The following is a 24,628-nucleotide window of genomic DNA, read 5'->3' as shown; positions in this document are numbered from 1 at the left end:
TTTTCAGCAGTTAATGCTAATAAAAGAAATAATGAATTAATAAACCGATTCCTAAGAGGAAGCCAAAGAATGTATTGGTTTGGGCTGTAAATTTCATGGCAGGCATTACTTCCTTTGCTTCTTTTTTATCGCGGAAAATTTGAATCGCACGAAGAGGCTTTGGTACACATAAGAAAATAAGTAAAGCCCAAAACGTAATACCGTCAATGGCTACAAGAGCGATTACCCATAGGAATGAGATAATAAAAAAGCCAGATAGTACAGAAATTGCCCGATCTCGGCCTACTAAAATAGCAAGTGTTTTTCGACCTCCCTCTGTATCGCCTACTATATCACGGATATTGTTGGATAGCATGATAGCACCAACTAAGATCATACTCGGTACAGATAGCAAAACAGCATCAAATGTCACTGTAAGCGTTTGAATATAAAAGGCGATTAAAACAATTCCCATTCCCATTACGGCACCTGAAACAATTTCTCCAAAAGGTGAATAGGCAATAGGATATGGACCTCCTGTATATAAAAATCCAATAAGCATACAAACGAGGCCAACAGCAGCTAGCCACCAAGAGGTAGAGGCACATATGTAAATGCCAAGTAGCATTGCGATTGCATAAAAGCTTAATGCGATGGTCATGATTGTTTTTGGCTGAACCCCATGACGAACAATGGTTCCACCAATACCAACGGAATGCTCATTATCTAATCCTAGCTTGTAATCGTAATATTCATTGAACATATTTGTTGCTGCTTGTATAAGCATACTTGCAATGAGCATAGCAAAAAATAGTCCAAAATCAATTGTTTGTTTTTCAATCGCTAGTGCAATTGCTGTTCCTAAAAATACTGGAACGAACGAAGCGGTTAAAGTATGTGGACGTGTTAAATGCCACCAAACTTTAAAACCCCTATCAGCTTCAATGACTTTGGTCATAAGGTCTTTCTCTCCTTCAAATGTTGTCGACTCTTCTTATTTTAAACGAAGAATGAGAAAATGGGTAGGTTCACAGCTTATTACATACTGTTTACTGAAAAAAAGTGATACAATAGAACATGCATTTATGAGCTGGAGATAATATATGTATTTTATAGCAATCGTACGAAAAAAAGAATCGTCTTACATAGTACGACGAATTTTTAAACGAATCAAGTAAAGGCTGGTAGACGTCATGAATGTTTTTGTGTGCAAAAAAAGAGGGTTAGAAGAAATGATGGACTTTGACCAACATTGCAAAACCAAGCACAATCAAACATTACACACATTGTCTCTGAAAAGATAGAGAAACAGTTACAATGCCAAACATGATTGTTGATGTACATTGCAACAACGGAGGTAATTTTCATGCAACAGAAGTGGTACCAAGCCACAGAAGTAGAAGTGGACTCTTTGGGCCAAAGCCTTCATTTTTATATGGAAACAATTGAAGTTAGTCGCTTATCTGCGCTAGCATTTTTTGCAGCAGGCGAGGGTAATTATAAAGGTGAACGATTTTATTGGCAAAATAGAGAAAAAACAATGACATTAGTAGGGCTAGGACATGCCTATACGATTCAGAATAACGCCAAAAATGATCGCTATGATGCTGTAGAAGCAGAATGGAAGAACTTAACAAAGAACTGTATGAAGGGGAAGGGCGAGCTACAGCCAATTTTGTTTGGTGGCTTTACATTTGATCCGCAAAATAATGTAGATGGAGAATGGACCAACTTTCCAGAGGCTTATTTTGCACTTGCCACATATCAGCTTGTTATTCGAGATGACAAAGCCTATGTCAGCATTCATCTTATTACAAAGAAAGAGCAGGCTGAGGAACAATTTGAAGCGTTACGTAAAGAGAGAGATCACCTAATTCATGCTGCTCAGGTAAAAGAAGTGAAAACGTATTCAAAGCCTGAAATTACAAGTTATTACGAGCCTTATAAGGATCCGTATCTTGCATCCATTGACCAAGTGACAGCACTGATTAAACAAAAAAAGGCAGATAAAGTGGTGATCGCACGTTCCCTTGCATTGCAATTCAAAGAGCAAGTTTCTTCACCTCAAGTACTGTCACAGATTATTCATGAACAACCTGAGAGTTATTTATTTGGTTTAGAGCGTCAGGATCTATTGTTTTTTGGTGCGTCACCTGAACGACTAGTAAAGGTAGAAAATGGACGTGCCTTTTCATCTTGTATTGCAGGCTCCATCAAACGGGGAAAGACAGCAGAAGAAGATGAAGCTTATGGTCAAAGCCTATTAAATGACCCAAAAAATGGGGGCGAGCATCAATATGTGGTTGACATGATTGCGGACACATTCCGTAGAAATTGTGTCGATATGAGGATACCTGATCGCCCTCGCCTCTTAAAAATAAGAGATATACAACATCTATACACACCCGTTGAAGGGCAGTTAAATAGTGAGGCTACGATTTTACAGCTGACAAAGTCCTTACATCCTACCCCTGCTCTAGGCGGTGTTCCCAGAACTGAGGCGATGGCAGCGATACGTAAGTATGAGCCTATGAATCGAGGCCTTTATGCTGGACCGATTGGTTGGGTAGATTCGGAAGGCAACGGGGAATTTGCAGTAGCCATACGTTCGGCTGCTTTACTGAAAGATAAAGCTTACTTATATGCTGGTGGCGGAATAGTTGCAGATTCAGAGCCACAATCTGAATATGAGGAAACATTAGTGAAATTCCGTCCAATGCTACGTGCGTTAGGAGGACATGTAAATGAATGAAAGGGAGATTTTAACAGAATACGTTTATCAAATGGTGGCAGCTCTTGTACAAGCTGGTGTAGAGAATGTTGTAGTTAGTCCAGGTTCTCGCTCAACACCTTTGGCTTATGCCTTTGCTTCAACAAAACAGCTTCATATGTATCGCCAGGTAGATGAACGATCTGCTGCCTTTTTCGCATTGGGAATTGCAAAGGCTACAACAAAGCCTGTAGTACTATTATGTACATCTGGAACAGCTGCGGCAAACTATTTTCCGGCCATTGTGGAAGCGAGTTATGCCCGTGTACCACTAATTGTTATTACGGCAGATCGTCCACATGAATTACGAGAGGTTGGGGCACCGCAAGCGATAAATCAGCCAAATTTATATGGTTCACATGTCAAATGGAGTGTAGATTTCCCATTAGCAGATAATGCTGCACCAACATTACCGTTTATCGAGCGCCATATTGCACGAGCAGTAGCCATTGCCACAAGTGCACCATTTGGACCAGTGCATATTAATGTCCCATTCAGGGAGCCGTTATTAATTGATTTTCGAGATGAGTTACCAGAAACAGCATTTAAACAAAGTAGGATGGCTCAATTAATGCCTTCAAAGATAGCTCAGCAGGAATTATCTTCGATTTTACGAGCCTCCGAACGAGGCTTTGTTATTATTGGGGAGCTGCCACTCGGTACGGATTTAACAATTATGTGGGATTTTGTTCGTCAGTTAAAATGGCCAGTTATCGTCGAGAGTCTATCAAATATGCGTGCTTCAGTACCAGAGGATTGTTTACCTTATATTATTACAACTTATGATGCTATTATGAAGAGTGATGAGTTTAAAGCGCTTGTAAAACCTGATACAGTGCTTCGCTTCGGTGCACAGCCTGTTTCTAAATTTATCATGCAGTTTATTACAAATTCCAAGCCAAACGCTTATATTGTTGTTGATGAAGATCCGATGTTCCGGGACGCTACTGGTGTATCTACTCATTTTATTCATGCAGAGTTAGGAGAATGGCTGACGAATTTAGACATCTCTGATACAGCACTAGATGCACAATATTTAGCTGAATGGCAGGATGCCAATGATATAGCGCTTGAATATATTGAGCACTATTCCGAAGCTGCTGTCGATGAGGGAGCAATGGTAAGCCGATTATTAAGGTTTATTCCAAATGGTAGTGATATTTTTGTGAGCAGTAGTATGCCTGTGCGTGATATTGATACGTTTTTAATGGCAACACCAAAAGACATTCGTATCATTGCAAATCGTGGAACAAATGGTATTGATGGTGTCGTGTCAACAGCAATGGGATTTAGTCAGGGGAATAACCGTGAAACCTATCTACTTATTGGTGATTTAGCCTTTTTACATGATATCAATGGTCTTATTGCATCAAGGTACCAAGAATGTAATCTAACCATTATCGTAATGAACAATGATGGCGGTGGTATTTTCTCTTATTTACCACAATCCACTGTAGAAGCACATTATGAAGATTTATTTGGTACACCAACTGCCCTTGAATTCAATGATATTGCTCAGATGTATGATATGGACTATATCCATGTAGAAGATATTTCGGAGCTTTCTGAGAAGTTTACAACAGTAAAAACACGTCCATTGCGCTTACTTGAAATTTTCACAGATAGAGAAGAAAATGTTTATGCCCATCGGGCACTTTGGAATCGCATTAATGCGGGGTTAAAAGCATGGCAAAGCTAATGATTCGAGGGCTTGAAACATATGTTGAAATCTGGAACGAGAGAGCACAGCAAACGCTCGTCGCCCTACATGGTTTTACAGGTAGTACGGCTACATGGCGAAATTTGGCGAAAGCTCTGCCGCATATACGAGTGATAGCGATTGATTGTATTGGACATGGTCAAACAGCAGTACCAAAGGAAATCAGTCGTTTCTCCATGGATGAGCAAATTCAAGATTTAGAGGAAGTAATTAGCCAGCTACAGCTAGAGCAATTTACACTGTTAGGCTATTCAATGGGAGGGAGAATCGCATTATCTTATGCAATCGCCTACCCTGAGCGAATCAAAAGGCTTATCTTAGAAAGCGCTTCTCCAGGCTTACGAACTTCACAAGAGCGTTCTGAACGCTGTGTGAGAGATAACGAACTAGCTGAAAAAATAATTCACAATGGATTACAATCATTCGTCAATGCATGGGAGAACATCCCTTTGTTTGAATCCCAAAAATCTTTACCAGACAATGTAAGACAAATGATTAGGACAGAACGCCTTTCTCAGAAGGTGGAGGGCTTGGCTGGAAGCTTACGAGGTATAGGAACAGGTAATCAGCCATCAAATTGGATGTCATTAGCACAACTTGAGTTTCCTGTCCTTTTAATAACGGGTACTCTAGATGAGAAGTTTTGTAAAATTGCACAAGAAATGAAAGCGTTATTAAAAAATGTTAAGCATACGACAGTAAATAACGCTGGACATGCAATTCATGTGGAAAATCCCGCTGAGTTTGCTACAATAATAGAGGAGTATTTAACGTAATCATTTCGCCATGGCGTTTGGTTTTTGAATTGTGCCTGCACAATTTAAAAGCCGTGATATCCGCCTGGGGTCTATCTTTATTCAGTAGGTGTTTGGACACTTACCAAAATCGCATTCCTCTCACCATCTGTAGAGGTGGGTGGGTTAATGAAGATAAATTTACGTTAGTGCCTTGATAATAAACGAGGATTATATTGATTAGGAGGCAATTCAATGACACGTCAATGGACTACTTTACATACTTATGAAGACATTAAGTATGAATTTTATAACGGTATCGCAAAAGTTACGATTAACCGTCCAGAAGTACGCAATGCATTTCGACCAAAAACGGTAATGGAAATGATTGATGCTTTTTCACGTGCACGTGATGACAAAAATGTTGGAGTGATCATTTTAACTGGTGAAGGTGAACATGCTTTCTGCTCAGGTGGAGATCAAAAAGTTCGCGGTCATGGCGGCTATGTTGGAGAAGATGAAATCCCACGTCTAAACGTTCTTGACTTACAACGTTTAATCCGTGTAATTCCAAAACCTGTAGTGGCAATGGTTGCAGGCTATGCAATCGGTGGAGGGCATGTATTACATGTTGTCTGTGACTTAACAATTGCTGCTGACAATGCACGTTTTGGACAAACTGGACCAAAAGTTGGTTCCTTTGATGCTGGTTATGGCTCAGGCTATCTTGCACGTATTATTGGTCATAAAAAGGCACGTGAAATTTGGTATTTATGTCGTCAATATGATGCACAGCAAGCACTTGATATGGGATTAGTAAACACAGTTGTTCCTTATGAGCAATTAGAGGACGAAACTGTACAATGGTGTGAAGAAATGCTACAAATGTCACCGACTGCTCTACGCTTCCTAAAAGCAGCTATGAATGCAGATACAGACGGTTTAGCAGGTCTTCAACAAATGGCTGGTGATGCTACGCTTCTTTATTACACAACGGATGAAGCAAAAGAAGGTCGTGACGCATTTAAAGAGAAGCGCCAACCAGACTTCGGTCAATTCCCAAGATTCCCTTGATTAAATGAAGGATTGAACAGCTCGTATCTAATTAAAGATACGAGCTTTTTCTTTGTAGAATGGATGAAGTGACGGATAGACTCAGCTAATTGAAGGATAGAATGGACAAATTGGTTGTTTGGTCGCTCTAATTGAGGGATTGGCGACAAAAATTGACGGATAGAATGAATGGACCCGTTCAAATAGACGGATGATGCTAGAAAGCGGTAAGATAAAGAGTGATAGGAGGGACAACAAGATGTTTCCAAATTGGATTTTACAGCGAGCAAATTTAACACCATTGCGAAACGCTTTAACCTATAAAGAACAAACATGGACATTTCAACAATTAAATGAATTATCCATTCAGCGTGCCAGACAACTTACAGCCCTTGGTATCAAGCAAGGAGACCGTATTGCGATAATGGGACCAAGCAAGCCGGAACTTGTTATTATGATCTATGCATGTATGCATTTACAGTGTGAAATGGTCATGCTAAATCGTAGGCTATCTCAGGCTGAAATAGCCTATCAGCTAGAGGATTCCGAGGCAGTGGTTATATTAATTGCAGACGAAGATATTGAAAAACTACCTTCACATGCACCTCACCTTTTATTTTCTGCTATCGAAAAAGGGAATGAAGCCTCTATTGAGATTTCAAAAGAATGGTCCTTACATCAAACAACTTCTATTATGTATACTTCCGGTACGACAGGCTTTCCAAAGGGGGTTCGTCAAACGGTTGGCAATCATCAAGCAAGTGCAACATCTTCTGTCCTTAATATAGGTTTGCAAGCTGATGATACTTGGCTATGTGCTGTACCCTTATTCCATATTAGTGGTTTTTCTATTTTAGTGCGCTCACTTTTATATGGCAATAAAGTTCATTTATATGATTATTTTGATGTAGAGGCTATTTCACAAAATATTATCGATGGCGATGTCACACATATGTCAGTGGTCGCTGTAACCTTAGAAAGAATTCTACATACACTTGAGCAGCGAAATGCGCAAGCCTCATCACGATTTAAACTGATGTTAGCAGGGGGGGGACCTGTACCAGTTGATTATTTAAAGAGAGCCAACGCATTACATTTGGCAGTAGCTCAAACGTATGGCATGACAGAAACCTCGTCACAGACAGCAACCTTAGCAAGCGAGGATGCGATGTTTAAAATAGGTTCAGCAGGAAAGCCTTTATTTTTTAATCAAATTCGAATTGCTGAGCCGAATTTATTTGGTGAAGGCGAAATTTGCATACGTGGCCCACATGTTACCCCAGGCTATATTGGCCGTTTTGCACAAAAAAGTGCAACTGTTGATGGCTGGCTATATACAGGAGATATTGGTTATTTAGATGATGAGGGGTATTTATTTGTCATTGATCGTCGGGCAGATTTAATTATCTCTGGTGGTGAAAATATTTATCCTGCTGAAATTGAAAATATACTTCTTACACATCCTGCGGTGAAGGAAGCGGGCGTCTGTGGCATTGATGATGAGGAGTGGGGACAGGTTCCAATTGCCTTTGTTGTTTTAAAAGAGCAAATACAGATCGATCAATTATTAGCATTTTGTCAAAAATTCCTTGCTAGATATAAAATACCAAAAAAAATTATCATTACAGAAAAACTTCCTCGTAATGGTGCGAATAAACTACTACGCAGAAAGTTAAAGCAATAACCTAAAAAGAAGCCTTCCGCTTGAACTGAAAAAGTCGATTTGCCACAAAAAATGTGCTGCAAATCGACTTTTTTTAGTTTCAATGCCTCCCATTTGTGTAGGCCTCTTTTATTTGTAGTAAAAATCCATTTTATTTATATGCTTTAAGAATTAAATTAATTATTTATTAACATAATAAGGAATGTTAGGCATAAACTATTTAGTAAAGGAGAATGGCTCATATGAGAAAATATATATATAATGCTGTCATTATAGTATTTGTTCTACAAATGAGTCATGTGCAAGTATTCGCAAACTATGAACATAAAAAAATGGCAACAGCTAATTCAATAGAGACACTACAAAATCTTATTCAATACGAAGTCATGCAGTTATCTACTAATTTTGATATTCGATATAGTGGTGACACATCAAACATTAAAGATGAACTATCTGATCTTATCAAACAAGCAATCAAAGATCCATATCTATATGCCAATATTTCTAGTTTTAAATGGAAGTATGATGGCTATGCCAATAATATTGTCATTAGCTTTGAGTTTACGTATCATATTACACCCACAGAAGAAGCGTTTGTTGAACAGACTTTGAAAAATATTATTGCGCCTATGTATGGATTAACTGAATTGCAGAAGTTACAGGCTGCACATGATTTTATTGTTTTATCGGCCGAGTATTCAAAGGAAACAACCGGAAGTCAATATTCTCCCTATACATTATTAACGGAAAATAAGGGAGTATGTCAGGCGTATGCACTTGTACTTTATCGTATGTTAGAGATGTTAGACTTTGAGGTGCAATACGTACCAGGTAATGTTGGTGAACAGCTACATGCCTGGGTTTTAGTGAAGCTTGAAAATGATTGGTATCATATTGATGTGACATGGGATGATCCATTGCCCGATCGTAAAGGCGAGGTGCGTTACCAATATTTTTTAGTTTCTGATCGCCAACTAGCACAGGATCACTCGTGGGATTATGCTAGTTTTCCAGCAGCTAAAAGTGAAGCTTATGTTGATTTGCAACGCACCAGTAAGGTGGAGGAACTACCAAGACAAATACGAAATAATGACTTCTCTCTTAATAAGGGGAAAATTGTAATCGATAATAATCAAAATCATTTAAAGAGCTTGCTAGTAAAGCCTACAAAATTAAAAATGACCAAGGAAATTGAGGAAACAGTTCAGGTACTTCTTCAAGACGTAGGGCTATCCATTATTATTGAAGACAGTATCTTGCAGATGAAGAATTGGCAAAAGAAAACCTATGAAGCTGTTAACACAACAAAGAGCTGGCTAACGAGCATTGATAGAATAGAAAAACGAATGCCACAAGAAAAATACGTCATACTAAAGGAGGTGTCCCATAAGATTTTAGGGGCACCTCCTTCCTCATTTATTTTTCTGTACTTAGAGCTGTTTTTAATGTTTGTATATTTTTATTCATCAGTGTAAAGTAAGTTTCTTTATTTTTAACATCATCTGCTGTTAAAACACTTAGATTATGCAAGACAAGGGATTTTGCACCCACTTCTTTTTGGATAACCTCAGCTAATTTAGAGGAAACGTTTTGCTCAAATAAAATGTAATGAATGTGTAGATCATTTGCTTTATCGACAATCGCTGTAAGCTCTTTTTGAGATGGTTCATTTTGTGAATTCAAACCGGCGATTGGCATTTGTGTTAAGCCATATTGACCAGCAATATAGCCAAAGGCAGCGTGGGATACGAAGAAAGTCTTTTCTGGTGCCTTATCAGCCATCGCTTTAAAGGATTGATCTAATTCCTGTAGTTCCTTCACTAATGCTTCATAATTTGCTGTAAATGTAGCTTCTTGTTCTGGCATTTTTTCAATTAAAGTATCTTTAATGGAAAGGGCTAAATCCTGACTGATAATAGGGGATAGCCAAACATGAGGATCTACATTCCCATGATCATGATCGTCATGTCCATGTTCATCCTCAGAATGACTGTGCTCTTCTTCCGTTGCTGCATGATCATGATCTTCTTCATCAGCATGTGTGTGACCAGTGCTAATCGCTAATTTTTCATCTGAAACATGATCGGCAGTTGCAATCATAGTTACGTCTTCTTTAGCAAGCGTTTTTTTTGCATTTTCTACAAAGCCTTCTAATCCTAAACCAACATAGAAAAATAGATCGGCATCTGCTAGCTTCATCATATCTTTTTGAGTTGGCTCAAATGTGTGCTCATTGGCACCAGCCGGATAGATAGAGGATACCTCAACAAAATCGCCACCAATTCGTTTAGTAAAATAACTTAAAGGATAAACCGTTGTATAAATAGTCATTTTCTCTTTACCCTCTGATTGTTTGGGGGATGTTGTTGATGATTTATCCCCACAGGCAGCAGTGAATAAAGCAAGAACAGTAACTAAAAACAATAAAAGTGCTTTTTTCATATTATTATATACCTCTTTCAAATAGTAATCATTACGATTTGTTTTTTAGAACAGTTATTATCATAACGCACATCTGAAAAAAGTACAAGAAAAAATGACCCTCGAAAATTAATTTTTTTTCGAAGGCCATTTTTCAGGAACTGGATCAAAGCCTCCAGGATGAAATGGATGACATTTTGATATACGTGTAATTGTTAAAAAAAATCCTTTGATGGCACCATGTTTTTGAAAGGCTTCAAGCCCATATGAGGAGCATGTGGGATAAAAGCGGCAGGATGGCGGCGTCATTGGTGAAATAAATTTTCTATAAAACTTTATGAGCCATATAAAGGGATATTTCATTGTTGCTGATCCTTTTGTTGCACATCGACTTGCTCAGGCTTAGCATCAATTGTTTGTGTTAAAAAGCTTCCTTTTTTCTTTAAAAGGACAATGACTGATACGCCGAACATAAGCATCATCATGGCAATCATAATTATTATTGGTAATGGTACGCCCATAGTGTTCACTCCAAATTCATTTATTAGTATTAAGTATAAAAGAATTGTATAGAAAAATGTACTAATTGAATTTATCCTCATTTTGTTGAAAGCTTTGTTTCGGCTTTTCATCGATTGTATGTTTAAAGGCATATGCGCGGTTGACACTGATAATTGTAGCAGCCGTTATTATTATTACAATGATTACTGCCACAACTAAGAGCGTAATTAAACTCATGGCATTCACTCCATTTCCTATTCATCATTTTCTATTATAAGGTAGATACTCTTTTAAATTGTGAAGGAAGTTTGACATTCCAGCGAATAAAACAGCACTTTTACCACCATACTATGGTAAAAGGAGTGTTTTATAGAGATGGATCGCCAGCGAGTATATTTTTCATTAGCCGATAAAATGTATTATACAAACCCGCAAGCAGGACCGTGGAATTTTGAGCTTAATATAGATCGACAAGCATTGGATGTTTTTGAAAGAATCTTTCAGCAAATGCAACTGCTTGAAATTTCCAATGCCTGGCGTGCACAATTACCTTATTTGCAATATCACTTAGATCGAGAAAATGATGAAATAGATTTGCGATTAATGAAAATTTATGCGCTTATTCATGAATATGGGGATGAGGACACGAAGGCCTTTGTGGAACAGCTTCCTTACTTTAATAAACGTGTATAAAAGTAGAGGGTCACTTGAATTAGGTGACCCTCTTTACTTAACATATAGCTTTTAAAATAGTAAAAACAGCTTCTCTTGGTACAACAATAGGGATTGTAAGCTTGTCTTTTAGTGTATTTTTCATGGCGGTTGAGTAGCCCATGCAATCTAGGATAAGTAATTCAGCTCCATGTAATTGCAATTCTTTAGCCTTTAATAATAAATCCTGTTCATTAAAACGATAAGGGGAGCTGGCAGCGAAGGTCACATTAAATTGAGCCTTCTGCCATTTTTCTGCCACAGTCATTTGCTGCTCAGGCTCTGGCCCGATTAAACCAAGCGTTAAATCAGCATTCATCCCTTTGACTAAATAGGTCATCATACGATCAGGGAGCAAAAGATTCTTACCATTTAAAGAGTTAGTGAAATCACCTGTGCACATAAGTAAAATCCATGTAAATTCCTGAAGCTCATAAATCCGTTTTTGGATAAAAGGCATCAGCTTCCTTTTACTAAGTTTTACCTGATTACCTGTAGCAAGAAGAGTAACTAGAACATCTGAATCCTCTCTAGAAGGAGCTAGTGCTGCTATTTCTGAGGAAGTCAGTAAATCGAGAACACCGAATTCTGTTACATGTAAACCTGCATCTTTTAATTGTTGAATATCAGGAGCCATATCCTTGCGAGGTGCTTGTCCAATCGTTACAATTGCGATTTTTGACTTCGCCAATTTTCTTCACTCCGCTTCGTAATATTTTTTACCATTGACATAGGTTTGTAGTACTTTTGCTTCCGTTTCAAAAATGGGATGAGACCATACGACAAAATCTGCATCTTTGCCTACCTCTAAAGAGCCAATTCGATGATCGAGCTGTACAAGCGTAGCCGCATGAATGGTGATACTTTTTAATGCTGTTTCTTCATCCAAACCATAGCGAATAGCTTCAGACGCACAATACTTCAAATATTGAATAGGTACAAATGGATGATCAGTCATAATAGCAAATGGAATAGCATGCTCTTTAAAAATTTTTGCGATTGCCGGTGTTGAATTGCGAGTTTCATATTTTGATGGTGTAAGCATATAAGGTCCTACGGTTGCATTAAATCCACTAGCCTTTACAGCATCAACGATCATATGTCCCTCTGTACAATGTTCTAGATGTAGCTGAACATTAAATTCCTTTGCAATACGAATAGCTGTCATAATATCATCTGCTCGGTGACAGTGAAGGCGAAGGGGCATTTCTCCTCGTAGCACCTCGATGAAAGGTCGCAGCTCCAAATTATGCTTGACATGCTTTGATTTTTCTTCTTCACTTAAGCGAGTGGCACGTTGAAAACCATCACGCAGCAATTGAGCAATGGCCATACGCGTCATAGGCTTACGCTTATACTGATTACCGAAAACATTTTTAGGATTTTCACCTAATGCACCCTTTAATCCACTGCGCTCAACAAGTATCCTTGAAGCAAGTGTTGGTCCCGCGGTTTTTAAAATGCTCCAAATACCACCGATAACATTGGCACTGCCTGGACCTGTTTGTACAGTCGTGACGCCACCTTCCAGAGCATGCTGAAACGAGAAGTGTCGAATGTCCACACTATCTAAAGCATGCATTAGGGGTGTAAAGGGTTCACTATATTCATTGGCATCGTTAATATCCTCCGTAACCTCTGCCCATGTACCAACATGAGCATGAATATCGATTAAACCTGGAGTAACAAATGCACCATGTAAATCTATTTTTTCAGCATTATCAGGGATTTCTTTGGCTGGTCCGGTATACACAATGCGACCATCATCTATCCATAGCTGTTCGAAAGTATCATTCTGTTCATTGACGGCTACAAATTTTGCATTATGGAAAATGATCATCTTGTTATACCCTCTTCCCATGAATATTCTTTCTTTCCTTTAATAAAAGTAGCAACCACTTTTGCATCTAAATCTAATGGATGCTTATTCCAAACAACAAAATCAGCTAATAGCCCATCTTTAATGGACCCTGTTAGATGCTCTATTCCGAGTAAAGTTGCTGCACCTGTCGTTAATGCATAGAGAGCATCCTGACGAGGTAATTTCTCTCGAACTGCTAAACATGCCTCTAATGCTAGATGAGTTGTGCTGCTTACCGGGTGGTCTGTACAAAAGACAAATGGAATTTCACGTGCAGCTAATTGTGAATATAACTTTGGTGAAAGTGCCATCATTTCATTATGCTCAATATAACGGAAGGTAGGACCTGCGATCACCGTATTAAAGGATGCTCCCTCAAGCAGTGGAATTTCAGTACCATGAATTATATGAAATTCAAAAGGGAATTCTTGTTGAAGGCGAGCAATCAGCTCAATGTCAACAGCTTTATGTGCTCGAACCAAAATTTTGCGAATCAGTGGCTCTTGTTCTTGAATTTGTTGGAGTGTTTCTCTCATAATTTTGGCAATGCCCATACGTGTAAGTGGTTTTTTCTGCGCTGCAAAAAATGTGCTTTTGGCATTTTGACCGATTGAGAAGGAATAACCGAAATCTTTTTTAATCACCATTTCATCAACAGTGGAAGGTGTATGGTGTATGATAGCCGTTTTTGCACCAACCAAGCTTTTAGGAGAGGGGACAATATGCGAGGCAGTTATGCCATGTGAAAGGGCATTTTTAAACGCTGTATCAAAGGGATAGATGCCATCAATAACTGAATATTGTAGATGTGATTCAAACTCAAAGCTGTCATCGCCCTCCCAGCGTATGCCAATTTCAGCTAACCCAATTTGTGAGCAGCTATCGATAAGACCTGGTGTAATGTAATAACCGTGAAGATCGATTTCCGTTTCAGCCGTATTTAATTGTGTGAAATATTGACCATGTACTTCAAAATCAGTATTTTCAAAACTACGAGTCTCAGAATTGAAAACAAGACCATTTATATAACGAGTCATCGTCTGCGCTCCCTTTCCTATGAATAGAAAAGCGGAGACTAATCATCTCCACTTTTCATGTTAAATTATTTTGAAATTGAAACGTTCGTCCCGTTAGGGTGTACAATTTGTACGGAGTTATCTGCAGAAACCTCAAAGCCTTTTACCTTTTTATTCACGCCAGCTACCGTTTGTGTAGCCTCTAATTCAATACGAGGAACATCAGCTAAAATTAATTTTAAAGCTTCTTGATATAATTTTGCACGTTCTTCTTGGACAACTGTTTCCGATACCGCACGTTCTAATAATTTATCCACCTCTGGATTGCTATAGCCCTTCCCATTACCTAAAGCACCAATTTGATTTGTGTGGAATAATTGGTATAGGAAGAAGTATGGATCTGGATACCATGTCCAGCCACCAATATTCATGGATGCTTTTCCTTTAGCAACTGTATCACTGTAAGTTCCCCACTCAAGAACCTTGATATCTACATCAATGTTTAAGTTTTTCTTTAATTGGCTTTGGAAAATAGTTGCGTAAGGAACACGTGCCTCAGATACAAAAATTTCTGTTTTAAAGCCATCTGGATATCCAGCTTCAGCTAATAACTTTTTAGCTTCCTCAGGATTATATTTTGGTACTAAGTCAATTAAAGCTTTATCATAGCCCCATGAACCTGGAGGCAGAGGTAAATAAGAAACATCGCCACCACCCCATTGGTTAACACCAGTGATAATTTCCTCTACATTTGTTGCCATATAGATAGCTTCACGTACACGTTTATCTGCCGTTGGACCTACCTTGTTATTAAGATCAAGGTAAACAATCGATAAGCCAGGATTTGTTAAAAGCTCAAAATTGCTATCTTGGTTAATAATTTCACGATTTTGGCCTTTTACATCCATTGCGATATCGATATCTCCTGAACGTAATGCATTTGTCATCATGTTTTGATCAGAAATAAATTTCATTGTTACATTATCAAGATGAGGTTTTTCACCCCAGTAACCTTCATTGCGGACTAGCTTTACTTCTTGGTCTTTTTTCCATTCAGTTAATTGGAATGGACCTGTTCCGATGAAATGCTCAGAGAAACTGTCTCCCCAGCCCTCAACCTCTTCTTTTGGGATAATGATGTTACCTGCATCTGTTAACATAGCAAGTAATGCGGCATTTGGAGATGCTAAATGAATCTCAACCTCATAATCAGAAATTACTTTTACCTCTGTTACGCCACTTAGACGATTCATTGCAGATTCTTTTGCGGAGCGCTCTAACGAATATTTTACGTCCTCCGCAGTCATATCACGACCGTCTTGATATTTCCCTTTTTGGAACTTTACTCCCTCACGTAACTTGAATGTATAAACTAACATATCGTCTGATACTTTCCATTCCGTAGCTAAGGAAGGAATGATATCTGATAAATCCTTGTTATAAACAACTAAAGTATCACCCATTTGACGCATTACCTGTGATTCGTAAACCCCAGTGTATTTAATGGGATCAAAAGTTTTAGAATTTGCCGAAAGTCCGATATTTAACGTTCCACCTGATGTAGCTTCGCCTTCTTTTTCTTCTGATGTATTCTTCTTATCAGAGTTACCACCACACGCTGCTAAAATCCCAATCATTAAAGTTAAAAACAGTAGTAGTACAGATTTTTTTACGTTTGTTTTCTTCATACATGCTAGCCTCCTTATATTTTGTTTCACAATATGAACCGTTGATTCAAAAATGGTAGGTTCGAAATAAAAGTAGCACATTTGTAAACAGAAAGTAAATAAAAAATTATAAAGATTCAGAAAAAAATATATTTACAAATAATTATCACTAGGTGTAGTATTTAGTTATTCACAATATGAACCACTGATTCTAATAATGAAAAGGAGGTCTTGAAAAATGGGCTCATTTATTTTAAAAAGGTTAATAAACCTTATCCCGACACTGCTAGTAGTTGGAATCATCGTATTTATTATTACGAGAATGATTCCAGGTGATCCGGCATCTGTTATGTTAGGTCCTCAAGCAAGTGTGGAAGATGTAGAGAATTTAAGGGAAGAGTTAGGGTTAAATAAATCGATCCCATCACAATTTATTTCCTATGTAGCAGACCTAGCGCAGCTTAATCTGGGTTATTCATATTCTTATAGTGAATCTGTCATTGGGCTCATTATAGAAAGATTTCCGAATACAGTGATATTAGCTCTGGCAGCGCTTCTAATTGCAGTAGTCATTGGGATTCCCGCAGGAATATTAGCAGCAAGAAAGCAAAATACAATAATAGATTATGTAGTCATGCTTATATCCTTAGTGGGTGTCTCGATGCCAATCTTTTGGCTAGGAATTATGCTAGTGTTATTCTTTAGCGTTAATCTGGGATGGCTACCTGCAACAGGAATGGGAAATTTAGATGATGGACTTTGGCCATATATCAAACATTTACTGTTGCCAGCATTTGCACTAGCTACTATACCGATGGCGACATTTGCTCGTATAACACGTTCGAGTATGCTGGAAGTTATTTCACAGGATTATATTAAAACTGCACGTTCTAAAGGTATTAAGGAATATTTAGTTATCGGTAAACATGCATTTAAAAATGCATTAACGCCTATTTTAACTGTACTAGGTATGCAAATCTCAAATTTACTAGGCGGTGCAGTATTAACTGAAACGATTTTTAGTTGGCCGGGTATGGGGCGACTTATTGTAGACGCGATTGATAAGCGTGACTTTGTCGTTGTACAGGGGACAGTTATTTTTATTGCCTTCATCTTTGTCCTTATTAATTTAATCGTGGATGTTTTATATAAAGTCGTAAATCCAAAAGTAAATCTTGAATCGGATGGGGGGAAAAAGTAACGATGGCACAAGTAATTGTAAATGACAACAAAAAGCAAAATACATTATTACGAAAATTGTTAAAAAATAAATTAGCAACAATTGGCTTAATTATTGTAATGCTGATGACCATTGTAGCCATTTTTGCTCCGCTTATTGCGACCCATCCACCAAATGAAATGACTGTTGGTAAATCATTTTTACCAATGAATACAGATGGACATTTACTTGGTACAGATAACTATGGTCGAGATTTGTTTAGTCGTTTAGTGTATGGTACGCGCATTTCAATGGTTGTTGGTGTTGCGGCTGTACTCTTTGGGGCAGTATTTGGGACATTACTTGGATTAGTTGCAGGCTATTTTGGTGGGCGTTTAGATTCTATCATTATGCGGACAATGGATGGTCTGTTTGCTTTTCCATTTATTTTATTAGCTATTACATTAATGACAGTGCTAGGTCAAGGATTAGTAAACGTTATCGTAGCCATTGGTATTGCCAATATACCAGGGTTTGCACGATTGGTGCGTGGACAAGTGTTAAGCGTAAAAGAGGAGGAGTTTATTGAAGTAACTCATTCATTAGGTGCTACACATACACGTATTATTTTTAGTCATATTTTACCAAACTGTCTTGCGCCGTTAATTGTCTACGGCACAATGAGTACGGCTGGGGCCATTATTTCTGAGGCAGCGCTTAGCTTTTTAGGCTTAGGTATACAACCACCTACTGCTTCATGGGGCAGTATTCTGAAGGATGGTAAGGATTTTCTAGTGTTGAATCCTCAAATGGCAACATTCTCTGGAATCTGTATTTTACTAACAGTGCTAGGTATTAATCTATTAGGTGATGGATTACGTGACGCATTAGATCCAAAAATGAAAGTTTGATAGGGAAGGGGGTGGCATCATGACTGAACGTTTACTAGATGTTGAAAATTTAACGGTTGAATTTAAAAGTGGCGGCTCAACGATGAAAGCTGTAAATGGCGTAAATCTACAATTGAATAAAAAAGAAACACTTGGAATTGTAGGGGAATCAGGATCGGGAAAAAGTGTTACAGCTACAGCATTAATGCGTTTAATCCCATCTCCGCCAGGAAAAATTACTAATGGAAAAATTCACTTTAATGGGCGCGAGTTACTAGGAATTTCAGAAAAGGAAATGCGCAATGTGCGAGGCAATGAAATGTCGATGATTTTCCAGGACCCCATTACAAGCTTGAACCCAGTTCTTACAGTTGGCAATCAAATTATTGAGGTTATTCGTGCGCATGAAAGTTTATCCAAAAAAGAAGCCAATGAAAAAGCCGTTGATATGTTAAAAATGGTGGGGATTCCAGAGCCTGAAAAACGCCTAAAAATGTATCCTCATGAATTTTCAGGTGGTATGAGACAACGAGTTATGATAGCCATTGCACTAGCATGCAATCCTAAGCTGCTCATAGCAGATGAACCAACAACTGCACTAGATGTAACTGTGCAGGCACAGATTCTCGATTTAATGAAGAAGCTACAGCAGGAGCACGATACAGCTATTATTATGATTACTCATGATCTAGGCGTTGTATGGGAACTTTGTGACAAGGTAAATGTGATGTATGCAGGACGTACAGTAGAATCTACTACAACTAGGCAATTATATGAGCAATCTTTGCACCCCTATACATGGGGATTACTAGAATCACAAATTACGATGGGCACACAGGAGCAAAACAGGCTACCAGCGATTCCAGGTAGTCCACCTGATTTAACGATGCCACACAATGGCTGCCATTTTTCTTCTCGCTGTCCAATGGCAACAGATATTTGTCGTAGTAAAATACCAGAATTACAAGAGGTACGAGAAAACCATTTTGTGGCTTGCCATCTGCAATCGAAAGAGCAAATTGTAGAGCGTAAGGAGGGAATTTTTAATGCAGCAAAATAGAGAGCTGGTCTTGAAAGTAAGCAATTTGAAAAAGCATTTCCCTATTAAAAGTTCTATTCCTTTTAAAAAGACAACACAATTTGTAAAAGCGGTGGATGGTGTAAGCTTTGAATTATATAAAGGAGAAACATTAGGCATTGTTGGAGAATCTGGCTGCGGTAAATCAACGGTCGCACGTCTTATTAATCAATTAATTACCCCCACAGAAGGAATAGTTGAGTTTAACGGAACAAATTTAGCAAATTTAAATACAAAGGATATTCGTTCGGCACGAAAATCCATACAAATGGTATTTCAAAATCCATATGCCTCATTGGATCCTAGAAAAACGATTGAATATTTAATTGCTGAGCCACTTGCCATTCACCGTATTGGAGATGATGCCTCACGCAAAAAACGTGTCATTGAATTGCTGGAGACAGTTGGTTTAAGTGCCTATCATGCTAAGCGCTATCCACATGAATTTTCAGGTGGACAAAGGCAGCGCATTAATATTGCTCGTGCACTTGCATTAAATCCAGATATAGTTGTTTGTGATGAGCCAGTTTCAGCATTGGATGTATCTGTACAAGCACAGGTTATTAATTTATTGAAAGATTTACAGAAGGAATTTGGGCTAACCTATATTTTCATTTCACATGATTTAAATGTTGTCAATTATATGTGTGATCGGATTGCTGTAATGTACTTAGGGAAAATAGTAGAGATTGGCACGTATGAAGAGATATATGGAAATCCTCAACATCCATATACACAGGCTTTATTATCAGCAATTCCAAAGGATAATCCCTTTGATAATAAGGAGCGCATTATTTTAACTGGAGACGTTCCAAGTCCAGTCAATCCACCGAGCGGCTGTGCATTTCATAAACGTTGCCGATTCGCGACAGAAAAATGTGCACAAGTTCAGCCTACTCTAGATACAGTTACAGCAACACATCAGGTCTCTTGTCATTTATATAATGCTAATTAAGATAGCAGTAGCTTAGGGTATGCCTAAGAAAATACAACATGAAAAAAAAGCCTCATTAGCATTCATTTATTAGAAGCTTGGGAAAACGTCTATCAAACGATTTCACGAAGTGCTATCAAATGTTGTGAGGTAATAAAAAAGGAGCACAAGAATATGTCATTGAAACATGTTATGGAATTATACGAATTAATGGATAGTATCTATGTAAATGGGGAGGTTGTTAAAGATTACTTACACAATATTGACCCTTCTGCAGATGTTACTGTAAAAACGATTAAGGGTGACAATGGCTCCACTGATTTTGTAAGAGTTTTGGTCAAGGGGAAAAACGGTAAATCATCAGGTGGGAGCGCCCCAACACTAGGTATTATTGGACGTTTAGGTGGAATTGGAGCACGCCCAGAAATGACAGGCTTCGTTTCTGATGGTGATGGTGCATTAGCCTGTATGGCAAGTGCAGCAAAAACAATTGATATGGCTTTAAAGGGCGATCAGCTAGAGGGGGACGTTATTTTTACTACACATATTTGTCCAACAGCCCCAACTTTACCACACGAGCCAGTACCATTTATGAATTCGCCAGTAGATATTAGTGTTATGAATGATAATGAAGTTGATGAAACGATGGATGCTATATTATCGATTGATACAACAAAGGGTAATCAAATATGTAATCATAAAGGGTTTGCCATCACCCCAACCGTTAAGGAAGGCTATATTTTGAAGGTTAGTGATGATTTACTACATGTGTATACTCAATCGGCAGGAATTTCTCCTGTTGTCATGCCAATTACTACGCAAGATATTACACCATATGGAAATGGTCTATTCCATGTTAATAGTATTTTACAACCGGCTGTTGCCACAACAAGCCCAGTTGTAGGCGTTGCCATTACAACAGAATCTGTGGTAGCAGGCTGTGCAACAGGTGCCACACATGTAACAGATGTAGAAAATGTCGTTCGATTTGTCTTAGAAGTAGCTAAGGTTTTTGGTGCAAAAAAATGTTCATTCTATGATGAAAAGCAATTTGCTCTTATCGAAATTTTATATGGAAGCATGAATCATTTACAAACAAAAGGGAATGAGGTACCTGCTCATGAACAATGATTTACACGCACTCAAGTTACAACTAATTGAAGAAGTTGAACATAATAAAGATGAGTTGATTGAATTATGTTCAAAATTAATTCAAATTCCAAGCGTCAATCCACCAGGAGATACAACGGAAATAACAACTTTTATTGAAAATTATTTAAATGAGATAAATATTCCATATGAAAAATATGAATCTGCGGATAAAATGTTTAATTTAGTAGCCTCTATTGGAAATACAGAGGGGAAAGAGCTAGTTTATTGTGGCCATACAGACGTGGTACCTGTTGGCGATTTGGCTAAGTGGGATTTCGACCCATTTTCAGGGGAAGTAAAGGACGGATGGATGCTTGGTCGTGGCGCCAGTGATATGAAAGCAGGATTAGCAGGAATTATTTTTGCAACTAAGATGCTAAAGAAATTGAATATTGAGCTACCAGGAAAACTGACTTTAGCGATCGTTCCCGATGAGGAGACAGGTGGAGAGTATGGAGTCCCATGGCTATTAGAACGAAATCTAGTAAAGGGTGATGGCTGTTTAATTGCGGAGCCTTCATCACCATTAAATCCTACGATTGGTCAAAAAGGTTCGTACTGGTTTGAATTAGAGGTACGTGGGGAACCTGGTCATGGAAGCCTATCACCATTAGCAGGAAGAAATGCTATTATAGATGCGATTGCTGCTATAAATGAAATACGTACCTTATGGGATTTAGAGATTACAATTCCAGAGGAAGTACAGCCCCTAATTGAAGTATCTAAAAAATACATGCGAGAAGTGGAAAAAGACCGTTTGAAATATCAAGAAGTATTAGAGAAAATTACTGTAAATATTGGTACAATTGAGGGAGGTACGAAGTCCAACGTTATTCCTGATTATTGTAAGGTACAAATAGATTGCCGCTTACCTTTTGGTATTACACAAGAACAAGTTACTGATATATTGGCAAGTAAATTAGATGCATTAAATATTGATTATTCGATAAAACGTTTTGGATTTAAAAGTGTGGCCAACTATACACCAGCTGAAAACCCTGTATGCCAAGCAATCGTAGATAATATCTCATTTGTTACTGGTAAAGAGGCATATGGTGTGATGCAATGGGCAAGTAGTGATGCTCGTCATTTCAGACAATATAATATTCCAGTACTACAATATGGTCCAGCCTATTTGCCAAGTATCCATGGCTATAATGAAAAAGTGCGTGTAGAGGATATCATACGTTGTGCAAAAGTTTATATTACGGCTGCCATAGATTTTTTACATCAAAAGTAAGGGGGAGCTACCTCCTCTCTTACTTTTGATAATGAATTTTAATCGGTGGGGGATGACGTATAGGACGGGTCATTACGAGCCCAAACTTCATCCTCCACTGATTAAAGTTAAACGATCTTGTACAAACGGTTGCCATACATGATACTATCTCGATAATTCCCCCTTATTGAAGTAACCGTAAAGGTAATCTTTTGTACAAGAAAAAGTAAAGTTCTAATTAGAAGGGTTTTCCTCATCCCTACAGATTAGAACTTTACGAATCAGGCATGTGCGGGCAGTTAATTCCTCACCAAACTTGATAGAACTGCCCGTTACTGTCAGATAAATAGATCAAAAGGATGAGAGAGATGCTAAAAACCTTAAATTTATCTATTGCCGTTTTAAAGATGTTTACAAAGGAAAAGCCCACATGGGGTGGTCGTGAGCTAGCAATGGCAATGAATATGAATCATACAAATTTATATCGTATTCTTGAAACATTTGAGAATAATGGATTTATTACGAAAGATCCTATAACTAAAAAGTATTCATTAGGCATTGCCTTATGGGAAATTGGGATGAATATGTATGATTCTTTAAACATTGATCAACTTTGCATGCCAGTTCTCGAAAAATTAAAGGATACAACAGGTGAAACTGCTATTTTTACAGTATTAAATGGCTTAGAGGCGTTAACTTTGCTCAAGGCAGAGCCTGTCAATAAGGTGAAATTCACAGTATCTAGAGGAAGTAGAACACCACTTTATGTAGGAGCCTCCTACCGTTCAATGCTTGCCTTCCTCAATGAAGAGCAAATTTCAAAAGTGATTGATGTGCCACTAATCGCCTACACAAACAATACTATGACAGATACAGTTGAAATTCGAGATGAACTCGTAAAGATACGAGAATGTGGCTATGCAGTTAGTAAAGGTGAATATACTGCGGATGTACTGGCACTTGCAATGCCTGTATTTAATAGTGAAGAAGAAGTGGTAGGTTCAGTTACTGTATCAGGCCCTACTTACCGTTTTACAGAGCAACGTATTCCAGAAGTTTTGGAACCGCTAACACAAGCGAGACAAGAGGTTGAAAATATCATACGTAGGTATCATTTGAATTTTAATTAAGGAGAAAAAATACATGCAGCATTTACAGGAGATTGCACTGAATATCTTAAAAAATAATTTAAATGTTCAATCCTCAGAAACACTGATGATTCTAACAGATGTTCACAAACAAGAGATTGCTGAAATTTTCCATCAGGCAGGTTTAAGCATAACGGAAAACACAATACTAGTTGTGATGCCACTACTGAAGAAATCTGGACATGAACCAGTGAACGCTATATCGTCACTGATGTCGCAAGTAGATGTTACCTTATGCATTACCTCCCATTCTCTAACACATACAATGGCTCGAAAAAAGGCGTGTGAAAATGGCGGGCGAGTTGCCACAATGCCAGGCGTTACATTCGCAATGCTGGAGCAAGGGGCACTTCATGCTGATGCAAATGAAATAGAAGTACTTGTAGAAAGCTATGTCAATCTACTGAATACTGCAAAGGATGTTCACATTGTAAAAGATGGGTATGAGTTGACGTTTAGCGTAGAAAATCGTTCCGGTATTCGTTCAACAGGTATTGTACGCAATTCCGGAGAATATGGTAATATTCCATCAGGTGAATCCTACATTGCTCCCATTGAAACATCTGCAAATGGTGAGATTTTAGTTGATGGCTCTATTGCCAATATTGGTGTGTTGAAAGAACCATTATTACTAAAGCTTCACAATGGTCGACTAGAGGATGCAATCGGTTCAGATGGCCCGAAATTACTTGAATTACTAGGGGAGGGCAATGGCCGTATCATTGCAGAGTTTGGGATTGGTGCAAACAAAAGTGCTATATTATGTGGGAATGTCCTTGAGGATGAAAAGGTATTTGGTACCATTCATATTGCATTTGGCAGTAATGTACCATTTGGTGGCGCAAATGCAGCAGATGTTCATATTGATTGTGTCGTCAAAAATCCAACCGTCTATTTTGATGGCAAACAAGTTATTTAGGAATAAGTACTGTTCCTGTTTCAACCAAGTGCA

At 38.2% G+C, this 24,628-nt stretch carries 24 protein-coding genes; 15 read left to right on the top strand and 9 right to left on the bottom strand.

Annotation, left to right across the window (positions count from 1 at the left end; genetic code table 11):
• Nucleotides 1–16: 16 nt before the first annotated feature.
• Nucleotides 17–937 (bottom strand): 1,4-dihydroxy-2-naphthoate polyprenyltransferase, encoded by a 921-nt coding sequence (locus B2R82_RS02845; protein WP_286923418.1) that lies wholly within the window; start codon nucleotides 935–937, stop codon nucleotides 17–19.
• A 408-nt stretch (nucleotides 938–1,345) separates the two neighbouring features.
• Here B2R82_RS02845 and B2R82_RS02840 point away from each other — a divergent pair, with 408 nt between their 5' ends.
• The 6 genes from B2R82_RS02840 to B2R82_RS02815 all read left to right on the top strand — a co-directional run bounded on the left by B2R82_RS02840 (nucleotide 1,346) and on the right by B2R82_RS02815 (nucleotide 9,394).
• The gene (locus B2R82_RS02840; RefSeq protein ID WP_286923417.1) at nucleotides 1,346–2,731 is read left to right on the top strand and encodes an isochorismate synthase; all 1,386 of its coding nucleotides are present in this window, start codon (nucleotides 1,346–1,348) and stop codon (nucleotides 2,729–2,731) included.
• The gene (gene menD, locus B2R82_RS02835; RefSeq protein ID WP_286923416.1) at nucleotides 2,724–4,448 is read left to right on the top strand and encodes a 2-succinyl-5-enolpyruvyl-6-hydroxy-3-cyclohexene-1-carboxylic-acid synthase; all 1,725 of its coding nucleotides are present in this window, start codon (nucleotides 2,724–2,726) and stop codon (nucleotides 4,446–4,448) included. The genes B2R82_RS02840 and menD overlap by 8 nt, the downstream gene beginning before the upstream one ends.
• Nucleotides 4,436–5,245: a 2-succinyl-6-hydroxy-2,4-cyclohexadiene-1-carboxylate synthase gene (menH, locus tag B2R82_RS02830; protein WP_286923415.1), complete on the top strand. Its 810-nt coding sequence runs from the start codon at nucleotides 4,436–4,438 to the stop codon at nucleotides 5,243–5,245. The genes menD and menH overlap by 13 nt, the downstream gene beginning before the upstream one ends.
• A gap of 213 nt (nucleotides 5,246–5,458) precedes the next feature.
• Entirely contained in the window at nucleotides 5,459–6,277 is an 819-nt protein-coding gene (gene menB, locus B2R82_RS02825) for a 1,4-dihydroxy-2-naphthoyl-CoA synthase (protein WP_054771366.1), read from the top strand.
• A gap of 238 nt (nucleotides 6,278–6,515) precedes the next feature.
• Complete coding sequence (locus B2R82_RS02820) at nucleotides 6,516–7,940, top strand: o-succinylbenzoate--CoA ligase (RefSeq protein WP_286923414.1); 1,425 nt, start codon at nucleotides 6,516–6,518, stop codon at nucleotides 7,938–7,940.
• Nucleotides 7,941–8,161: 221 nt separating this feature from the next.
• Nucleotides 8,162–9,394 carry a transglutaminase domain-containing protein gene (locus B2R82_RS02815; RefSeq protein WP_286923413.1) on the top strand — a complete coding sequence of 411 codons (1,233 nt, stop codon included), beginning with the start codon at nucleotides 8,162–8,164 and terminating at the stop codon, nucleotides 9,392–9,394.
• On the opposite strand, the gene B2R82_RS02810 is transcribed toward B2R82_RS02815, so the two are convergent.
• The 4 genes from B2R82_RS02810 to ytzI form a co-directional block, all read right to left on the bottom strand.
• Nucleotides 9,336–10,361, bottom strand: a complete 1,026-nt coding sequence (locus B2R82_RS02810; RefSeq protein WP_286923412.1) for a metal ABC transporter solute-binding protein, Zn/Mn family — start codon at nucleotides 10,359–10,361, stop codon at nucleotides 9,336–9,338. The two genes, B2R82_RS02815 and B2R82_RS02810, sit on opposite strands and share 59 nt — an antisense overlap.
• Before the next feature lie 108 nt (nucleotides 10,362–10,469).
• Entirely contained in the window at nucleotides 10,470–10,703 is a 234-nt protein-coding gene (gene yidD / locus B2R82_RS02805; RefSeq protein ID WP_054771367.1) for a membrane protein insertion efficiency factor YidD, read from the bottom strand.
• Nucleotides 10,700–10,861, bottom strand: coding sequence for a hypothetical protein (locus tag B2R82_RS02800; protein WP_286923411.1), 162 nt, complete (start codon nucleotides 10,859–10,861; stop codon nucleotides 10,700–10,702). The genes yidD and B2R82_RS02800 overlap by 4 nt, the downstream gene beginning before the upstream one ends.
• 61 nt (nucleotides 10,862–10,922) lie before the next feature.
• Entirely contained in the window at nucleotides 10,923–11,078 is a 156-nt protein-coding gene (gene ytzI / locus B2R82_RS02795) for a YtzI protein (protein WP_286923410.1), read from the bottom strand.
• 138 nt (nucleotides 11,079–11,216) lie between these two features.
• Here ytzI and B2R82_RS02790 point away from each other — a divergent pair, with 138 nt between their 5' ends.
• Nucleotides 11,217–11,534: a transposase gene (locus tag B2R82_RS02790; RefSeq protein ID WP_283869262.1), complete on the top strand. Its 318-nt coding sequence runs from the start codon at nucleotides 11,217–11,219 to the stop codon at nucleotides 11,532–11,534.
• Nucleotides 11,535–11,571: 37 nt separating this feature from the next.
• Here the strand turns inward: B2R82_RS02790 and B2R82_RS02785 are convergent, their stop codons facing one another.
• The 4 genes from B2R82_RS02785 to B2R82_RS02770 all read right to left on the bottom strand — a co-directional run bounded on the left by B2R82_RS02785 (nucleotide 11,572) and on the right by B2R82_RS02770 (nucleotide 16,117).
• On the bottom strand, nucleotides 11,572–12,243 hold the full coding sequence (locus tag B2R82_RS02785; protein ID WP_286923409.1) for an AroM family protein: 672 nt from the start codon (nucleotides 12,241–12,243) through the stop codon (nucleotides 11,572–11,574).
• A gap of 6 nt (nucleotides 12,244–12,249) precedes the next feature.
• Nucleotides 12,250–13,392: an amidohydrolase gene (locus B2R82_RS02780; RefSeq protein WP_286923407.1), complete on the bottom strand. Its 1,143-nt coding sequence runs from the start codon at nucleotides 13,390–13,392 to the stop codon at nucleotides 12,250–12,252.
• Entirely contained in the window at nucleotides 13,389–14,450 is a 1,062-nt protein-coding gene (locus B2R82_RS02775) for an amidohydrolase family protein (RefSeq protein WP_286923406.1), read from the bottom strand. Before B2R82_RS02775 ends, B2R82_RS02780 begins: the two co-directional genes overlap by 4 nt.
• 65 nt (nucleotides 14,451–14,515) lie before the next feature.
• Nucleotides 14,516–16,117, bottom strand: a complete 1,602-nt coding sequence (locus B2R82_RS02770; protein WP_286923405.1) for an ABC transporter substrate-binding protein — start codon at nucleotides 16,115–16,117, stop codon at nucleotides 14,516–14,518.
• Nucleotides 16,118–16,334: 217 nt separating this feature from the next.
• On the opposite strand from B2R82_RS02770, the gene B2R82_RS02765 reads away from it, so the two are divergent.
• From B2R82_RS02765 to B2R82_RS02730, 8 genes are all read left to right on the top strand, one after another.
• Nucleotides 16,335–17,297, top strand: coding sequence for an ABC transporter permease (locus B2R82_RS02765; protein WP_283869258.1), 963 nt, complete (start codon nucleotides 16,335–16,337; stop codon nucleotides 17,295–17,297).
• Nucleotides 17,298–17,299: 2 nt separating this feature from the next.
• Nucleotides 17,300–18,166: an ABC transporter permease gene (locus B2R82_RS02760; protein WP_286923404.1), complete on the top strand. Its 867-nt coding sequence runs from the start codon at nucleotides 17,300–17,302 to the stop codon at nucleotides 18,164–18,166.
• Nucleotides 18,167–18,185: 19 nt separating this feature from the next.
• Nucleotides 18,186–19,205 carry an ABC transporter ATP-binding protein gene (locus B2R82_RS02755; RefSeq protein WP_286923403.1) on the top strand — a complete coding sequence of 340 codons (1,020 nt, stop codon included), beginning with the start codon at nucleotides 18,186–18,188 and terminating at the stop codon, nucleotides 19,203–19,205.
• Complete coding sequence (locus B2R82_RS02750) at nucleotides 19,192–20,178, top strand: ABC transporter ATP-binding protein (RefSeq protein WP_286923402.1); 987 nt, start codon at nucleotides 19,192–19,194, stop codon at nucleotides 20,176–20,178. The genes B2R82_RS02755 and B2R82_RS02750 overlap by 14 nt, the downstream gene beginning before the upstream one ends.
• Before the next feature lie 153 nt (nucleotides 20,179–20,331).
• Nucleotides 20,332–21,288 carry a DUF1177 domain-containing protein gene (locus B2R82_RS02745; protein WP_286923401.1) on the top strand — a complete coding sequence of 319 codons (957 nt, stop codon included), beginning with the start codon at nucleotides 20,332–20,334 and terminating at the stop codon, nucleotides 21,286–21,288.
• The gene (locus B2R82_RS02740) at nucleotides 21,278–22,549 is read left to right on the top strand and encodes a M20 family metallopeptidase (protein WP_286923400.1); all 1,272 of its coding nucleotides are present in this window, start codon (nucleotides 21,278–21,280) and stop codon (nucleotides 22,547–22,549) included. Before B2R82_RS02745 ends, B2R82_RS02740 begins: the two co-directional genes overlap by 11 nt.
• Nucleotides 22,550–22,896: 347 nt before the next feature.
• A complete protein-coding gene (locus B2R82_RS02735; RefSeq protein WP_286923399.1) occupies nucleotides 22,897–23,658 on the top strand; it encodes an IclR family transcriptional regulator in 762 nt (253 codons plus the stop codon).
• 13 nt (nucleotides 23,659–23,671) lie between these two features.
• On the top strand, nucleotides 23,672–24,595 hold the full coding sequence (locus tag B2R82_RS02730; RefSeq protein ID WP_286923398.1) for an aminopeptidase: 924 nt from the start codon (nucleotides 23,672–23,674) through the stop codon (nucleotides 24,593–24,595).
• Nucleotides 24,596–24,628: the final 33 nt, after the last annotated feature.

This window comes from Lysinibacillus sp. UBA6686, from assembly GCF_002455205.1.
Classification (GTDB): domain Bacteria; phylum Bacillota; class Bacilli; order Bacillales_A; family Planococcaceae; genus Lysinibacillus; species Lysinibacillus pakistanensis.
The sequence above is the reverse complement of the archived record's forward strand: the minus strand, read 5'-3'. Positions and strand labels throughout refer to the sequence as shown.

Coding starts and splice junctions, on each gene's coding strand:
- B2R82_RS02845 (WP_286923418.1), bottom strand. CDS start 937: ATGACCAAAGTCATTGAAGCTGATAGGGGTTTTAAAGTTTGGTGGCAT.
- B2R82_RS02840 (WP_286923417.1), top strand. CDS start 1,346: ATGCAACAGAAGTGGTACCAAGCCACAGAAGTAGAAGTGGACTCTTTG.
- menD (WP_286923416.1), top strand. CDS start 2,724: ATGAATGAAAGGGAGATTTTAACAGAATACGTTTATCAAATGGTGGCA.
- menH (WP_286923415.1), top strand. CDS start 4,436: ATGGCAAAGCTAATGATTCGAGGGCTTGAAACATATGTTGAAATCTGG.
- menB (WP_054771366.1), top strand. CDS start 5,459: ATGACACGTCAATGGACTACTTTACATACTTATGAAGACATTAAGTAT.
- B2R82_RS02820 (WP_286923414.1), top strand. CDS start 6,516: ATGTTTCCAAATTGGATTTTACAGCGAGCAAATTTAACACCATTGCGA.
- B2R82_RS02815 (WP_286923413.1), top strand. CDS start 8,162: ATGAGAAAATATATATATAATGCTGTCATTATAGTATTTGTTCTACAA.
- B2R82_RS02810 (WP_286923412.1), bottom strand. CDS start 10,361: ATGAAAAAAGCACTTTTATTGTTTTTAGTTACTGTTCTTGCTTTATTC.
- yidD (WP_054771367.1), bottom strand. CDS start 10,703: ATGAAATATCCCTTTATATGGCTCATAAAGTTTTATAGAAAATTTATT.
- B2R82_RS02800 (WP_286923411.1), bottom strand. CDS start 10,861: ATGGGCGTACCATTACCAATAATAATTATGATTGCCATGATGATGCTT.
- ytzI (WP_286923410.1), bottom strand. CDS start 11,078: ATGAGTTTAATTACGCTCTTAGTTGTGGCAGTAATCATTGTAATAATA.
- B2R82_RS02790 (WP_283869262.1), top strand. CDS start 11,217: ATGGATCGCCAGCGAGTATATTTTTCATTAGCCGATAAAATGTATTAT.
- B2R82_RS02780 (WP_286923407.1), bottom strand. CDS start 13,392: ATGATCATTTTCCATAATGCAAAATTTGTAGCCGTCAATGAACAGAAT.
- B2R82_RS02775 (WP_286923406.1), bottom strand. CDS start 14,450: ATGACTCGTTATATAAATGGTCTTGTTTTCAATTCTGAGACTCGTAGT.
- B2R82_RS02770 (WP_286923405.1), bottom strand. CDS start 16,117: ATGAAGAAAACAAACGTAAAAAAATCTGTACTACTACTGTTTTTAACT.
- B2R82_RS02765 (WP_283869258.1), top strand. CDS start 16,335: ATGGGCTCATTTATTTTAAAAAGGTTAATAAACCTTATCCCGACACTG.
- B2R82_RS02760 (WP_286923404.1), top strand. CDS start 17,300: ATGGCACAAGTAATTGTAAATGACAACAAAAAGCAAAATACATTATTA.
- B2R82_RS02755 (WP_286923403.1), top strand. CDS start 18,186: ATGACTGAACGTTTACTAGATGTTGAAAATTTAACGGTTGAATTTAAA.
- B2R82_RS02750 (WP_286923402.1), top strand. CDS start 19,192: ATGCAGCAAAATAGAGAGCTGGTCTTGAAAGTAAGCAATTTGAAAAAG.
- B2R82_RS02745 (WP_286923401.1), top strand. CDS start 20,332: ATGTCATTGAAACATGTTATGGAATTATACGAATTAATGGATAGTATC.
- B2R82_RS02740 (WP_286923400.1), top strand. CDS start 21,278: ATGAACAATGATTTACACGCACTCAAGTTACAACTAATTGAAGAAGTT.
- B2R82_RS02735 (WP_286923399.1), top strand. CDS start 22,897: ATGCTAAAAACCTTAAATTTATCTATTGCCGTTTTAAAGATGTTTACA.
- B2R82_RS02730 (WP_286923398.1), top strand. CDS start 23,672: ATGCAGCATTTACAGGAGATTGCACTGAATATCTTAAAAAATAATTTA.